The organism is Priestia sp. JSM ZJ58 (assembly GCF_044383985.1).
GTDB lineage: Bacteria > Bacillota > Bacilli > Bacillales > Bacillaceae_H > Priestia > Priestia zanthoxyli.
This window is the reverse complement of the sequence record NZ_JBISEM010000001.1, coordinates 466,132-481,457: the sequence shown is the minus strand read 5'-3', so window position 1 is coordinate 481,457 and position 15,326 is coordinate 466,132. Positions and strand designations below refer to the sequence as shown.

Sequence of the window (15,326 nt, the reverse complement as noted above, 5' to 3'; positions counted from 1 at the left end):
TTAAAAATGGATAAGCAGATTATGTGAAAGATATTTCAATGCGGTGATATAATAACTTTTGTTTAGAGTATCGAAATAATTGGAGGTTAAACCGAATGACAACAAAACTATTTTCACCTTATACAGTGAAAGACGTAACATTAAAAAACCGAATTGTAATGTCACCAATGTGCATGTATTCATGCGAAAAAGAAGACGGAGTAGTAACCGACTTTCATATGGTTCACTACACAACTCGCGCGGTTGGACAAGTAGGTCTCATTATGGTTGAAGCCTCAGCTGTCGTCCCACAAGGTCGTATTTCAGCTCAAGACTTAGGGATTTGGAATGATGAGCAAAGAGATGGATTAACAAAACTTGTGACACAGCTAAAAGAAAACGGTGCAAAAACGGCCATTCAACTTGCACACGCAGGACGTAAAGCAACTGTTGAAGGCGATATTTATGCTCCTTCTGCGATTGCTTTTGATGATAAAAGTAAAAAACCTGTGGAAATGACCACAGAACAAATTCATGAAACGATTTCTGCCTTTAAAGAAAGCGCTCGACGCTCAAAGGAAGCTGGATTTGATATTATCGAGCTTCACGCGGCACACGGTTATTTAGTACATCAATTCCTATCACCGCTAAGCAATAAACGCAGCGACGAATATGGCGGCAGCGCAGAAAACCGCTATCGTTTCTTAAAGGAAATTATTGACGCTGTGAAAACAGAGTGGGACGGTCCTTTATTTGTCCGTGTTTCTGCTTCTGACTATACAGAAGGCGGATTAACAGTCGATGATCACGTTGTATTTGCAAAATGGATGAAAGAACAAGGCGTCGACTTAATTGACGTTAGTTCCGGTGCTCTTGTACATGCTCCAATCAACGTATACCCTGGCTATCAAGTTCCGTTTGCAGATAAAATTAAGCAGCAGGCAAATATTGATACAGGCGCAGTTGGATTAATTACAACTGGACGACAAGCTGAAGAGGTTTTACAAAGCGAACGCGCTGATTTAATTTTTGTTGCGCGCGAACTTCTGCGCGATCCGTACTTCCCGCGCACGGCGGCAAAAGAATTAAATGAAACACTTTCAGCACCCGTTCAGTACGAACGCGGATGGTAAAAAAAGACGAGGATATCCTCGTCTTTTTTTATGAAATCGTAAACCTTTTTAAGTCTTCTGCTATATCGGTATTCGGAAAAATTTCTTTTGCTCCTTCTGCTAACTGGCTGACTGCGTCTCCTTGGTAACGCGAACTGATATGAGATAAAATAAGACGCTCGGCCGATGCTGTTTTAGCAATTTCAGCGGCTTCTTTTGCAGTAGAATGAAAATAGTTGTAAGCAAGCTCCTCGTCTCCCGCTGCAAACGTAGCTTCATGGATTAACAGATTCGCATGCATAGCAAGCTGAACACTTTGCGCGCACCTTCTTGTATCTCCTAAAACCGTGATGACCTTCCCTTTTTTAGGTTCTCCTACAAACTCTTGTCCATTGATTAGACGCCCATCTTTTAATACTACTTCTTTCCCTTCTTTTAACTGCTGATAATGAGGCCCTGGGGGAATATTCATTTCTCTTAAACGCTGAACGTCCAGTGACCCTGGCAAATCTTTTTCGACAACGCGATATCCATAAGATAAAATGCCATGTTCAAGTTTGCCAAACTCCACTGAAAAAGTTTCATCTTCAAAAATCGTTCCACTTTCACTTTCCTCTTCTATTTCAACAACCTCTAGAGGATATTGCAGATGAGTTTGACTTACAGCAAGCGTGACTTCAATAAATTCTTTAATTCCTTTTGGCCCGTATACAGTAAGCAGCGATTCTCCGCCTTGAAACGAACGGCTTCCAAGGAGTCCAGGTAAGCCATAAATATGATCACCGTGAAGGTGCGTAATAAAAATTTTCTCAATTCGTCTCGGTTTAACGGTTGTATGTAAAATTTGATGCTGCGTTGCTTCTCCGCAATCAAAAAGCCACACCGCCCCTCTTTCTTGCAAAAGTTCGAGCGCAAGAGATGAAACATTCCGCTGTTTTGCTGGTACTCCTGCACCCGTTCCTAAAAATAACAATTCCATTTTCTACTTCCTCCTTCACACGCACAAAAAGCCTGTAAGTATATTATACAGGCTTTTTGCAAACTTACCTATTTGATGCTGTCAAGCGCATACGTAATAGTAGCTAATAACAGCTCAATATCACTTTCCTCAATGTTGAGCGGCGGCGAGAGCGTGAGAACATTATTATAGCCGGCTACCGTTGCTCCATTTTTCCCAATAATGACTCCTTTGCTTTTACATTTAGCAATCACTTCATTTACAAGATTAACGTCTAGCGGTTCCTTCGTTTGCTTATCAGCAACAAGTTCAATTCCGATTAAAAGCCCTTTACCTCTTACATCTCCAACGTATGGGTGGCTATCAATAAGCGGCGTTAGCTCACTTAATACGTAAGCCCCGAGCTGTTTAGAGCGATCAAACAGATTTTCTCTTTCCATAATTTCTAAATTCTTTAATGCCAGTGCACACGCAGCCGGGCTTCCTCCAAATGTATTAACGTGGCGAAAATACTCGTACTGATCGCTATCTTTGAACGCTTCATAAATTTCTTTTTTAACAGCAGTTGCCGAGAGCGGAAGATATGCGCTTGTAATTCCTTTTGCCATGGTAATGATATCTGGTTTTACATCGTAGTTCATAAAACCAAAGGCTTCTCCTGTACGTCCAAAGCCGCAAATAACTTCATCTACAATTAGAAGTGCACCGTGTTTTTCACACGTTTCTTTTACGCCTTTCATATAATTTTGAGGCGGTAAAAGAATTCCTCCACCTGTAATAATTGGCTCCATAATAACAGCGGCAATCGTTTCGCTTAGCTCCCACGTCATGACATTGTCAATATCTTTTACAGATTGAAGCTCTTCTTTTGGCGCATGGTAGTCATCTTGCCCTCGGTATGAATCAGGCGGCGCAACGTGAATAAAGCCAGGAGCAAGCGGTTCATATTTATATTTACGCTGAGCTTGGCCCGTTGCTGCTAGTGCGCCCATTGAATTTCCGTGATACCCTCGGTAACGCGAAATAAATTTGTAGCGAGAGTGCTCTCCTTTTTGCTGATGGTACTGACGCACAATTTTAAAAGCCGTTTCATTTGCTTCAGATCCGCTATTTGAAAAGAAGATAACATAATCATCACCTAGCATTTCATTTAGCTTCTCTGCTAGTTTGATAGCAGGTACGTGAGATTGAGTGAGCGGAAAATAAGCCAGTTCTTTTAGCTGCTCGTAAGCTGCAAGCGCTAACTCATCCCGTCCATACCCGGTATTTACACACCAAAGCCCTGCCATTGCATCTAAATAGCGATTTCCTTGTTCATCTGTAATCCAAGCACCTTTTGCTTTTGTAGCTACCATCGTTGCATCCGGACTGTATGGTTTCATTCCATGCCATACATACTGCTCATCTTTTGCACGCAGATCTTTTTCATTTTGACTGACCTGTACCATCTTATCCACTCCCAAATCGCTAGCGCGGTATTTTTTTCTGTATGAAAAGACTTCGACAAAATGCCGAAGCCCCTTGCTATATTCATCTATATGTTAAAAGTCAAAGCGTGATGTAACCATCTTTTTACGTGTAAAGAAGTTCAAACCGTCTTTGCCGTTTACATGCAAATCTCCATAAAAAGAGTCTTTCCAGCCGGAGAATGGGAAGAAAGCCATGGTAGCAGGTACTCCTACGTTAATGCCGAGCATACCCGCATCTGCTTCTTCTCTAAATTGACGCACCGCTTTTGCGTCTTTTGTATAAATCGTTGCTCCATTTCCAAAACGGGATTTTTCCATATAGCGAAGCGCTTCATCTAATGTGTCAGCGCGAAGCAAGCTTAGTACAGGTGCAAAAATCTCTTCTTTAGCAATGGTCATATCAGGAGTTACGCGGTCAAAAATGGTTGCCCCTAAGAAGTTGCCTTCCGTATGCTCATCCATTTCTTTACGTCCGTCACGAATGAGTTCCGCCCCTTCTTTCATGCCAAGTTCAATATAATCCAGCACCTTATCACGGTGCTCTTTTCGAATCACGGGCGTTAGAAGCACTTCATCATCAAAGCCGCTTCCCATAATTAATTCATCTGCTTTTTGCTTTAATTTTGCGACGAATTCATCGCCTTTTTCACCAACTACGACCACGGCGCTGCAAGCCATGCATCGCTGGCCGGCACTTCCATAAGCCGAGCTGATAATATGGGATACCGCTTTATCCATATCGCAGTCTGGCATCACAACATGATGATTTTTAGCTCCGGATAAAGCCTGAACTCGTTTCCCTTGAGCTGCAGCTTGTTCATAAACATACTTTGCTACCGGCTGCGATCCGACGAATGAAATCGCTTTAACTTTTTCGTGCTCTATTAATCCATTCACGACATCATGTGCCCCGTGTACAATATTTAATAATCCATCCGGTGCTCCTGCTTCTGTAAAAAGTTCAGCAAGTCGCGTTGCTAAAAGCGGCGTTCGCTCAGACGGTTTTAATACAAACGTATTTCCACATACAATGGCAAGCGGGAACATCCAAAGAGGTACCATCATCGGAAAATTAAAAGGTGTGATGCCTCCGACAACACCAAGTGGGAAACGGAACATTTCAGAATCAATTTCTTCCGCTATGTTATTTAATGATTCTCCCATTAATAAAGTAGGAGCACCCGCAGCAAACTCCACGCATTCAATACCGCGCTGTACTTCACCGTAAGCTTCTTTAAAAGCCTTGCCGTTTTCTTGTACAACTAATTTCGCTAACTCTTCGTGATGCTTAACTAGTAAATGCTGAAACGCAAACATTAATCTTGCTCGTTTTGGAGCAGGAACGTTACGCCATGTTTCAAATGTTTTTTGCGCTGTTTCCACCGCATTGGCTACGTCTTCTTTTGTAGAAAGCGGTACTTTTGCAATTACTTCTCCAGTCGATGGATTAATTACCTCTCCAAATTTTTGCCCTGCCGTATCAACCCATTTTCCGCCCACGTAATTTTTTAAAACTTGCGTATCATTATTCACAACTGACATATCGCTTGGCCTCCTCAAAAAATAAGAAATGACAAATCTACCTTTATTATTGAATAAATAAATGGTGGTTGCATTAGACAAAATGTGAAACAACTCTAGATTCTCGTTTCACATTTTGCGCAGTGAACTCGGAGAAAGCATGAACTAAAATGAACATATAGTAAAATCATCCTCAACATAAAAAAACAGCTGTTTCCAGCTGCTTACTTATCCGTTTATAAATTCCGCACGCGACTTTTTCATCATAAACAAATATTCATATGCCATAATCATAAATTCAATCGCCAATCGTTTTTCCGGCTCCATAAAATCTTCACCCAGCAGCTTTTCTAGTTTTTCAATGCGGTGATACAGCGTTTGCCGCACAATGTATAAACGCTTAGCCGTCTCTTGTTTAGATCCGTTGCATGCTAAATAAATTTTTAATGTTTCCATGAGTTTTGCATTGTACGTTTCATCATATGTAATAACGGGCTGCAGATATTCAAACACCACTTCCTGTAAGTCTTCATGCTGATGTAAAAGCGAAATAATTCGGTACATATGCAAATCATCATAAAAATGAATAATGGTTTGTTTTTGCAGCATTTCTTGAATCGAAATTGTTTCTTTAGCCGTTTCATAGCTTTTATGCATACAGTCAAGCTGTTCACAGTATTGGCCAATTCCGATAAAGCTAATAGCGTTCCGCTTTGAGTTTTCATCCGATTCGTATTGATTCATCCAGCGGTGAAGGCTGCTTTCTAATCTCTCTCTCCACGTGCTAACCATTCGTTTGTTCAAAAGAATAAATAACACTTCGCGATTTCGCTCGGAGACTAATAAGTGAAAGCCTTCTTGTTCAAAGATGCTTCGTAAGATCAGCTTAAAATACGTTCGATCAAACTTTTCCCGTCTTTGCCACTTACAGCAAACAACGATACCCCCGCGAATAGGAGAATCTGAACACACCTCGTGCATAGAATCTTTTATTTGTTCAAGAGTTAGCTCTCCGTTCATCCATTTCGTCATCCATTCAGTTTCATCTACTCTTTTTTTCTCTTCGACATACAAGTCCTTCAAAAAATGCTGAGCAAGTGCAGTTGCCGTCCGGTCAACGGTGAGCACTTCAAGTTCTGTTAACGCTTCATTTATAGAGGCGACATACAGCTGAGCATAATCTTGTCCTAATAAATGAATAGGCTGCTCAGTAAAATGCGGACTCTCATTTTCCCTGCTTATATAATGAAGTAGAAGCTGCTGTTTGAGTAAGTCCATCTCCGGAGCAAAGGTAAATAATTCATTTGAAACTTTAAGGCCGACAAGAAGCCCCGTAGATTCATATAAACACTGTAAGATAACGGCCGGGTCATTAACTGTTAACAGCAGCTGATTTAGCCGATGAGAATACTGTTCTAAATCGGAAATCATTTGATAATGCTGATTAATTAAAAGTGAGTGAACATCTTGCGTAATTTCAACGAACGGAACTTCTTCGTGAAATAAAATAATCGGAAAATCACATTCGTTCGCTTTATCAATGACAATTTGCGGAATCTTAGAAGTATAAGTGCCAAGTTCAATACACAGTCCTGATGCCTTACAAGAAATTAATTGCTGAAGAAATGATAAACAAGATTGAGGATCTTCTCCCCAGCCTACCCCTGTTGATAAAATGAGCTCGTTTCCTTTTAGCAGCTCATTAATGCGCGTCACTTCCATCACGTGCACCCACTTCACAGAATTAGTAAGCCCTTTCTCTCCAGCTATTACTTCACAGTTTACAAAATGTTTCCTTGTTAAAATCTCTGTTACTGTTAAATATGATTTCAAGTCAACACCGCCCCTAGCGAATTTCACATCATGTCTCCTGGATCATTAACGCGTATTTCGCATATGTGTAGAACAAAAGCTATATCTTCTTACATTATATTAAATATTTAGAAGAAATAAAATATTTAATAAAAGAAACGAAAAAAGCTGTAACGATAATGGATCGTTACAGCTTCTGAGCCGTTTGCTGTAATTTATTAAAAAAACCGTGGCGCTTAACCGCTTGTTCTTTAATTCGGTGAATTTCTTTTTTATAAAAACGCAAATCTTGTAGTGACACTGCATTTAACATTTCCATTTTTAATTTATCAATAATTTTTGTTTCTTCTTGTGTCATACACTGCGTAGCTTGATCCATCCGTGTCACACCCTTTTTATATTTAATAGATTTATTGTGAAAACGTTCTACTATAATATTTACTACAATTTACTAGATAACTAAACCTTTTCTCTTTCGATGTAAACGAAATGTAACAACTGTAATACAGTCAATGGATAATATCTAGTTATTTTGTTTCACATCCAAAACGAAAAAAACACAAAAACGGATCACTTTTGTCAGCCAATATAGTAAAAAACTTATAGGTCTTAGTAAACAAAGAAAGGGATTGAGACATAACTAAATTACTTCCATCAACATCTAGGAGCTCCTGCATACGTGAAACCTACGTTCACCCTACCAATAAAAAAATCCGAACGATTCATCGTTCGGATCTTCCTTCAGCTAAAATAATTTTGTCTCAGCCTCTGTTTTTATACTTGTTGAATCAGTAAGGATGAAAAATACTTTCTAGCATCCGCCGTCAATATATGAAGCGTTTCTTGTTCGGTTTGATTCTTTTCGATGCGTTCAAACGTCACAAACGCCCCGCTTAGATTCTCTGTTACAGCCGTTATTTTAAATCCTTTTTGCAGCAAAAAATCAATCTTTTCCCGCTCTGCCATATATTCATGGTAACTTGACATTCCCCTGCCTCCAATCTATTTTGGCATCTGTTTTTATAACGTTAATTTTTCAGCTTCGTTAGCCGTGTTTAACTCATTAAACTTTGCTCTTTTTGTATACTGTCCATAGCCTTTTTGACCGACAAACTGCTTATCTTTTACGACAAATTCTCCTCGGCAAAGCACTGAAACCGGCTCACCTGTAACTTTCATTCCCTCAAATGCGCTATAATCAACTGCCATATGATGCGTTTTAGCTGAAATCGCACGTTCAACAGAAGGGTCAAATATAAGCAGATCCGCGTCTGCACCAACTGCTATCGTTCCTTTTTTCGGATACAGTCCGAACAGCTTCGCGATTTTTGTTGACGTTATATCCACAAACTGATTGATATTAATTCGGTTTTTCACTACTCCTTCTGAAAATAAAAGGCTCATGCGATCCTCGATAATAGGTCCTCCGTTTGGAATCTTTGTAAAATCTCCTTTTCCTAGATCTTTTTGACCGTTAAAATCAAACGAGCACTGATCTGATCCAATCGTTTGCAAGTCGCCATTACGCAGGGCATTCCACAAAACATCTTGGTTCCATTTTTCACGTAAAGGCGGCGACCATACGTATTTTGCTCCTTCAAAATCCGGTTTCTCTAAATAGGTTTGGTCAAGCGTCAAATACTGCGGACACGTTTCGCCCCAGATATTTACGCCTTTTTCCCTTGCTTCAGCAATCTTTTTAACCGCTTCAGCGCAAGATACGTGAACAACATAGAGCTGTGAGTCAGCAAGCTCGGTTAGCACTGCGGCTCTTCCCGTAGCTTCTCCTTCTATTTCCGGAGGACGAGTGAGTGCATGATAGATAGGATCAGTTTGTCCTTGCTCCAGCGCTTTTGCCGTTAAATACTCAATAACATCTCCATTTTCAGCATGTACCATCACAAGCGCCCCTAGTTTTTTAGCTTGCACTAGCGTTTGGTAAAGGGTAGCATCGTCTGCTTGAAAAACATTTTTATAGGCCATGAACACTTTAAAAGAAGTAATTCCTTCTTTTTCAATAATCGTAGGAAGCTCATTTAATACATCTTCCGTGATTTCTCCAATCATTAGATGAAAGCTGTAATCGATAGCCGCTTTTCCTTTTGATTTTTCATGCCATGTGCCGATCGCTTTTTGGAGCGGTTCGCCTTTATTGGTTAAGCAAAAATCAATAACAGTTGTCGTACCTCCAAAAGCTGCTGCTCTTGTACCTGTTTCAAAGTCGTCTTTTGTAACAGTCCCTCCAAACGGCATATCCAAATGAGTATGGGGATCGATGCCTCCTGGGAATACATAGTTGCCTTTTGCATCAATCACTTCGCATCCCTGTTCTTCAAAAGCTGAGCCAATTGCCGAAATCACTCCATTTTCAATTAAAATATCGGCTTTATACGTATCTGTTGCTGTGACTATGACACCATTTTTAACGATTTTCTTCATTTCTTCATCCCCTTTGTATTTATACGTCCAATCGCTGTGCAGCCGTCGCTTGTAAAGCAGCTTGGCGTTCATTCCACGTCATTGGCGGTTGTTCATTTGGTAATTCAACCATAGATATAGCTCCGTCCACAGGACATACAATCGAACATAAATTACAGCCTACACAATCTTCTTCTCGTACTTTTAAATAAGGTTTCCCTGAAGGATCTTTCAACATATCAATACATTGGTGAGAAGTATCTTCACAAGAAATATGACACTTATTGCAGTTAATACACGTATCAGGGTCGATGCGAGCCACTACTTTATAATTGAGATCTAAGTTGCCCCAGTCGGAATATTTTGAAACGGCTTTCCCTACAATATCGCTTACTTTTTCGATTCCTCTTTCATCCAAGTAATAGTTGAGACCTTGAATCATATCCTCTACAATGCGGAATCCGTGATGCATAGCAGCTGTACATACTTGCACACCTGTAGCACCCATGAGCATAAATTCCACTGCTTCTTGCCAGTTCGAAACGCCCCCCATACCAGATATTGGAACGTTAATAAACGGACTTCTTGCACATTCAGCAACCATGTTTAATGCAATCGGCTTAACAGCCGGGCCGCAATAGCCTCCGTGAGCGCCTTTTCCCGCTACGTGTGGAATTGTATTCCATGAATGAATGTCTACTCCTGCTAAACTATTAATGGTGTTAATCATACTAACAGCGTCGGCACCACCTCGAACCGCTGCTTCTGCTGTAACGGTAATATCTGTGATATTTGGGGTTAATTTAACAATGACCGGCGTTTGGGCTACTTCTTTAGCCCAATACGTTTGTTTTTCAACTAAATCAGGGACTTGCCCAGAGGCAGCACCCATCCCTCGTTCTGCCATTCCATGCGGACAGCCAAAGTTCAGCTCTAATCCATCTACTCCTACATCTTCTACTTTTTTGACAATCTCATGCCATTTTTCTTGCTGAGGCTCTACCATAAGAGAGGCAATAATTGCGTGGTTAGGAAACTTCTTTTTCGTTTCATAGATTTCCTTCAAATTAACTTCAAGCGGACGATCGGTGATTAGCTCAATATTGTTAAAGCCGGCTACGCGCTGACCGTTGAAGCCAACGGCAGCAAATCGAGAGGAAACATTTAAAATCGGATCACCAAGCGTTTTCCAAACTGCGCCTCCCCATCCTGCTTCAAATGCACGCTGCACTTGATAACCTGAATTGGTTGGCGGTGCGGATGCCAGCCAAAACGGATTTGGTGATTGAATACCTGCTAAATTTGTTGTTAAATCTGCCATAGATTTCTCCTCCTCCTGATTTTAAGCTGTTTCCATTGTTTCTTTTGTTAACTGCATATGAATATTTAACGCCGTTTGTTTTCCTTGCTGAGCAGCGGTCACGACCATCGCTTCTCCTTGTCCTTTACCAAAAATGACATCTCCACAAGCAAATACTTTTGGATTTGATGTTTGGAACGTCTCTTGATTGATTAAGACAACTCCGTCTTCATGATGCAGCTGGAATTGTTGAATCAAAGACAGGTACCGTTCTTGACCAATTGCTTTAACAACAGCATCGACTGGAATCGTAAACGTTGAACCTTCAACAGGAACAGGCTTTCTGCGGCCGTCTGCATCTGGATCTGTTAACGTCATTTTTACGCATTCAATCCCGCTCACCTTACCATTTTCATCTCCAATAATTCGTATAGGCGCCGTTAACCAGCGGAATTCAACACCATCTTGTTTCGCAAATTCAAATTCAAAATCATAGGCCGTCATTTCTTCTCGTGTACGACGGTATAAAATTTGAACATTTTCAGCTCCCAAGCGCACGGAACACGTAGCACCATCAATCGCAGTATTTCCCGCTCCAATGACGGCTACACGCTTACCCACAAATTCTGTTGATAGGGCTTCTGACTTCGTTTTTTTCACAAAATCAATCGCATCATACACACCGTCTAGCTCTTCACCTTCAACATGTAGAGAAGGCACCTTGCTCATACCAATAGCTAATACAACCGCGTCATATGACTGCAGCAATTCGCTTGGAAGAACATCTTCTCCGATTCTTACGTTTGTTTTAATTTTTACATCCAAGCTTTTTACTTGTTCAACTTCCCAAAATGAAATCGCTTGAGGAAGACGAAACGACACGATTCCATATGTATTTAACCCTCCTGCTTGTTTTTCCGCTTCAAAAATGGTTACGTCATACCCAAATCGCGCCAGTTCTCTTGCTGCAGAGAGACCCGCCGGACCTCCACCAACAATTGCTACCTTTTTGCCGTTGGCTCTTCCTTTCTCAAACAGCACCTGTTCATTTTGAATAGCCCAATCCGTTGCGTAGCGCTGCAAATCTCCAATCATAATTGGTTTGGTTGAATGGTTTAGTACACACGCTCCTTCACATAGTTCATCGGTTGGACAGACTCTCGAACAGCTTGCTCCTACTGGATTCGAAGACATAATCGTTTCGGCAGAGCCCTTTAAATTGCCCGATGCAATTTTTTTAATAAACGTCGGGATGTCAATTCCTGTAGGGCATGCCTGAATACAGGGTGCATCATAACAGTACAAACATCGATTAGATTCTTCGACTGCTTCTCTATTGGACAACCCTTTTTCTACTTCATTAAAGTTTTGAATGATGGACTGCAAACTTTCCGGTGATCGCATTGCATCAACCTCCCAAGAATATCTGTTGATAAAACTTAAATTGAAAGCGCTTACATATTTTTTATATACGTTATTTTCAACTTCTACTTTGTAAAATGTATTACTAACTTTATTGTACAAAACGACCGTCTTTTCTTCATTATACATTATGTTAAAAAATTCAGACTATTTACTATTCACTATGTAAAAAGCCTTGCTTTTATATAAAAGCAAGGCTGCAACTATTATTTTGCTACTTCTTTAATAATCGACACTACTAGTTCAGATGTCTTCACCAGTTCTTCTACCGGAATTTTTTCATTGGTTGTATGAATGTCTTCATAACCAACTGCTAAATTTACTGTTGGGATATCAAAGCCTGCGATTACATTTGCATCGCTTCCGCCTCCGCTTTGAAGTAGGCGTGAAGGACGATCGATATTAGCCACGGCTTTTTTAGCAACTTCGACAACATGATCTCCATCGCCAAATTTAAAGCCTGGATACATCACTTTAATATCAACTTCTGCACGTCCGCCCATTTCTTGTGCAGCTGTTTCAAACGCTTCTTTCATTTTCGCTACTTGTGCTTCCATTTTTTCTGGAATTAATGAACGAGCTTCTGCTAAAATATCGACGCGGTCACACACGATATTCGTTTGCGTTCCACCTTCAAAACGTCCAATATTCGCTGTAGTCTCTTCATCAATACGTCCAAGCGGCATTTTAGAAATGGCTCTTGAAGCAATCGTAATAGCAGAAACGCCTCGTTCAGGAGCTACACCTGCATGAGCTGTTTTTCCATAAATTGTTGCATTTACTTTTGCTTGCGTCGGCGCAGCAACAATAATGTCTCCCACTTTGCCATCGCTATCTAAAGCATAGCCGAATTTTGCCGTTACGAGACTAGAATCAAGAGCTTTAGCGCCCACTAAGCCAGATTCTTCTCCTACTGTAATAATAAATTCAATTTTGCCGTGCGCGATGTTTTCTTCTTTTAATACGGTAATGGCTTCTAGCATTGCTGCTAAGCCTGCTTTATCATCCGCTCCAAGAATTGTCGTGCCGTCACTTTTAATATAGCCATCTTCAATAGACGGTTTAATACCGTTTCCAGGTACGACTGTATCCATATGAGAAGTAAAGTAGATTGTGTCTACTCCTTCTTTTGTAGCTGGCAGTGTGCAGATTAAGTTGTTGGCTCCGTGTCCGGTTTTTTCTTTGGCATCATCTTCTACTACTTCGACGCCTAATGCAGTAAATTTTTCTTTTAGTACAACAGCAATTTTTTCTTCATGCTTTGTTTCTGAGTCTACTTGTACTAATTCAATAAATAAATCAACGATTCGTTGTTCATTAATCATAATATGTAATCCCTCCAAAAATAACCTACAATGGTATGTTACCATGTTTCTTTGCTGGACGCTCTTCCTTTTTATTGTGCAACATTTCAAGCGCTTGTATTAATTTTATTCGTGTTTCCCGAGGGTCAATCACATCATCGACCATTCCAGCGCTTGCCGCTACGTAAGGATTAGCAAATTTCTCGCGATACTGCTCAATTTTTTCGTGTCTTGTTTCATCTGGGTTTTCGCTACCTCGAATGTCGTTTGCAAAGATAATATTTGCAGCACCTTGAGGACCCATAACAGCAATTTCTGCATTCGGCCACGAATACACAAGGTCGGCTCCAATCGATTTACTATTTAAAGCTACATACGCACCACCGTACGCCTTTCGCAAGATCACCGTGATTTTCGGAACGGTAGCTTCGGAGTATGCGTATAAAATTTTAGCACCATGTCGTATAATTCCGCCATGTTCCTGCTTGATACCTGGGAAAAAACCTGTAACATCTTCAAATGTAATAAGTGGGATATTAAATGAATCGCAAAACCGAATAAACCTTGCTGCTTTATCTGAGGAGTTAATATCTAAACTGCCTGCCATTACTTTAGGCTGGTTACACACAAGTCCGACAACTTTTCCATCTATGCGGGCAAAACCAATGACAATATTTCTGGCAAAGTCTTTTTGCACTTCAAAAAAGGAGTGCTCGTCCACTACTTGGTGAATGACTTGACGCACATCGTAAGGACGCACGGCATCAAACGGGACAACGTCTAATAAATCCGGACGGTAATGATCACTCTGTGCCTCTGAAGCTAAAGGAGGCTGCTCTTGACTAGACTGCGGAAGATAGCTTAAGAGCGTTCGTACTTGTTCTAGTACCTCTTGTTCTGTTGAACCTCTGAAATGGGCGTTACCGCTAATTTCGTTATGAACAGCTGCTCCTCCAAGATTTTCAGAGGAAATGCTTTCCCCCGTTACGGTTTCAATTACTTTTGGTCCGGTAATGAACATTTGACTTGTTTCTTCTACCATAAAAACAAAGTCCGTAATCGCCGGTGAGTACACGGCTCCGCCTGCACAAGGACCCATAATAACAGATATTTGAGGCATAACACCTGAATAAATGGCGTTTCGATAAAAAATATGACCGTATCCATCAAGAGACATGACGCCCTCTTGAATACGAGCCCCGCCTGAGTCATTTAAACCAATAAACGGCACGCCTGTTTTAGCCGCTAAATCCATTACGTGCGCAATTTTTTTAGCATGCATCTCACCTAACGCGCCTCCAAATACCGTAAAATCTTGCGAAAACAAATAGACTGAGCGACCGTTTATCTTGCCGTAGCCTGTTACTACCCCGTCTCCTGGTCCTACTTGATTATTCATACTGAAGTCAGCACACCGATGCTCAATAAACGGATTTAACTCGACAAATGTATGTTCATCCAAAAGAATTTCAATTCGTTCGCGTGCCGTTAGTTTCCCTTTATGGTGCTGTTTTTCAATTTTTTCGTCTCCACCGCCTAACTCGATTTTCCGGCGCTTATCGTACAATTCATTTAATTTATCATAAATGTCAACCATGTTTCTTCTCCTCCTCTAGTGTTTTTTCACAGAGCTCATAAAGAACACCGTTTGCTGACTTAGGATGCAAAAAAGCAATGGATGCTTCCCCTGCGCCTTTTCGCGGAACATCGTCAATCATTTGTATACCTTTTTCCTTTAACTCGTTAATCCGTTCTTCAATCGTACGTACACCTAAAGCAACATGGTGAAGACCTTCACCTCTCTTTTTGATGAACGCACCGACTGCACTGTCTTCAAAGAGCGGCTCTAATAATTCAATTTTTACGTTGCCGCACTGAATAAAAGCCACTTTTACTCCTTGTTCTTCTACTTTTTCTACTTTTAATAGAGACAGTCCTAATACCTTTTCGTAAAAAGGGAGGCTGCCTTCAATTGATTTTACAGCTACTCCTATGTGATCAATTCCTTTTATCACTTTCTCACCTCTTTAA

General features: G+C 40.7%; 13 protein-coding genes. 1 reads left to right on the top strand and 12 read right to left on the bottom strand.

The genetic code is table 11. The annotated features are described in order from the left end of the window. The first annotated feature begins 95 nt into the window (after positions 1–95). Positions 96–1,112 (top strand): NADPH dehydrogenase NamA, encoded by a 1,017-nt coding sequence (gene namA, locus ACH6EI_RS02450; RefSeq protein ID WP_028411563.1) that lies wholly within the window; start codon positions 96–98, stop codon positions 1,110–1,112. A 28-nt stretch (positions 1,113–1,140) separates the two neighbouring features. Here the strand turns inward: namA and rnz are convergent, their stop codons facing one another. From rnz to mce, 12 genes are all read right to left on the bottom strand, one after another. Beyond that, on the bottom strand, positions 1,141–2,070 hold the full coding sequence (gene rnz, locus ACH6EI_RS02445; RefSeq protein ID WP_099331271.1) for a ribonuclease Z: 930 nt from the start codon (positions 2,068–2,070) through the stop codon (positions 1,141–1,143). 68 nt (positions 2,071–2,138) lie between these two features. After that, positions 2,139–3,497: an aspartate aminotransferase family protein gene (locus tag ACH6EI_RS02440; RefSeq protein WP_028411565.1), complete on the bottom strand. Its 1,359-nt coding sequence runs from the start codon at positions 3,495–3,497 to the stop codon at positions 2,139–2,141. Between the two features lie 93 nt (positions 3,498–3,590). Next, on the bottom strand, positions 3,591–5,060 hold the full coding sequence (locus tag ACH6EI_RS02435; protein ID WP_099331272.1) for a CoA-acylating methylmalonate-semialdehyde dehydrogenase: 1,470 nt from the start codon (positions 5,058–5,060) through the stop codon (positions 3,591–3,593). A 207-nt stretch (positions 5,061–5,267) separates the two neighbouring features. Continuing rightward, positions 5,268–6,899 (bottom strand): PucR family transcriptional regulator, encoded by a 1,632-nt coding sequence (locus tag ACH6EI_RS02430; protein ID WP_033579724.1) that lies wholly within the window; start codon positions 6,897–6,899, stop codon positions 5,268–5,270. Between the two features lie 139 nt (positions 6,900–7,038). Next, positions 7,039–7,230, bottom strand: a complete 192-nt coding sequence (locus ACH6EI_RS02425; RefSeq protein ID WP_013059103.1) for a hypothetical protein — start codon at positions 7,228–7,230, stop codon at positions 7,039–7,041. Between the two features lie 395 nt (positions 7,231–7,625). Beyond that, the gene (locus ACH6EI_RS02420; RefSeq protein ID WP_028411568.1) at positions 7,626–7,838 is read right to left on the bottom strand and encodes a hypothetical protein; all 213 of its coding nucleotides are present in this window, start codon (positions 7,836–7,838) and stop codon (positions 7,626–7,628) included. Positions 7,839–7,871: 33 nt separating this feature from the next. Next, a complete protein-coding gene (gene hydA, locus ACH6EI_RS02415) occupies positions 7,872–9,290 on the bottom strand; it encodes a dihydropyrimidinase (protein ID WP_033579723.1) in 1,419 nt (472 codons plus the stop codon). A 19-nt stretch (positions 9,291–9,309) separates the two neighbouring features. After that, positions 9,310–10,590, bottom strand: coding sequence for an NAD-dependent dihydropyrimidine dehydrogenase subunit PreA (gene preA / locus ACH6EI_RS02410; protein ID WP_028411570.1), 1,281 nt, complete (start codon positions 10,588–10,590; stop codon positions 9,310–9,312). A gap of 21 nt (positions 10,591–10,611) precedes the next feature. Further along, positions 10,612–11,973 carry an NAD(P)-dependent oxidoreductase gene (locus tag ACH6EI_RS02405; RefSeq protein WP_099331273.1) on the bottom strand — a complete coding sequence of 454 codons (1,362 nt, stop codon included), beginning with the start codon at positions 11,971–11,973 and terminating at the stop codon, positions 10,612–10,614. 224 nt (positions 11,974–12,197) lie between these two features. Then, positions 12,198–13,316 carry a tripeptidase T gene (locus tag ACH6EI_RS02400; RefSeq protein ID WP_013084962.1) on the bottom strand — a complete coding sequence of 373 codons (1,119 nt, stop codon included), beginning with the start codon at positions 13,314–13,316 and terminating at the stop codon, positions 12,198–12,200. Between the two features lie 25 nt (positions 13,317–13,341). After that, positions 13,342–14,892 (bottom strand): acyl-CoA carboxylase subunit beta, encoded by a 1,551-nt coding sequence (locus tag ACH6EI_RS02395; protein ID WP_033579719.1) that lies wholly within the window; start codon positions 14,890–14,892, stop codon positions 13,342–13,344. Further along, a complete protein-coding gene (gene mce / locus ACH6EI_RS02390) occupies positions 14,885–15,310 on the bottom strand; it encodes a methylmalonyl-CoA epimerase (protein WP_099331274.1) in 426 nt (141 codons plus the stop codon). The genes ACH6EI_RS02395 and mce overlap by 8 nt, the downstream gene beginning before the upstream one ends. Positions 15,311–15,326 lie beyond the last annotated feature (16 nt).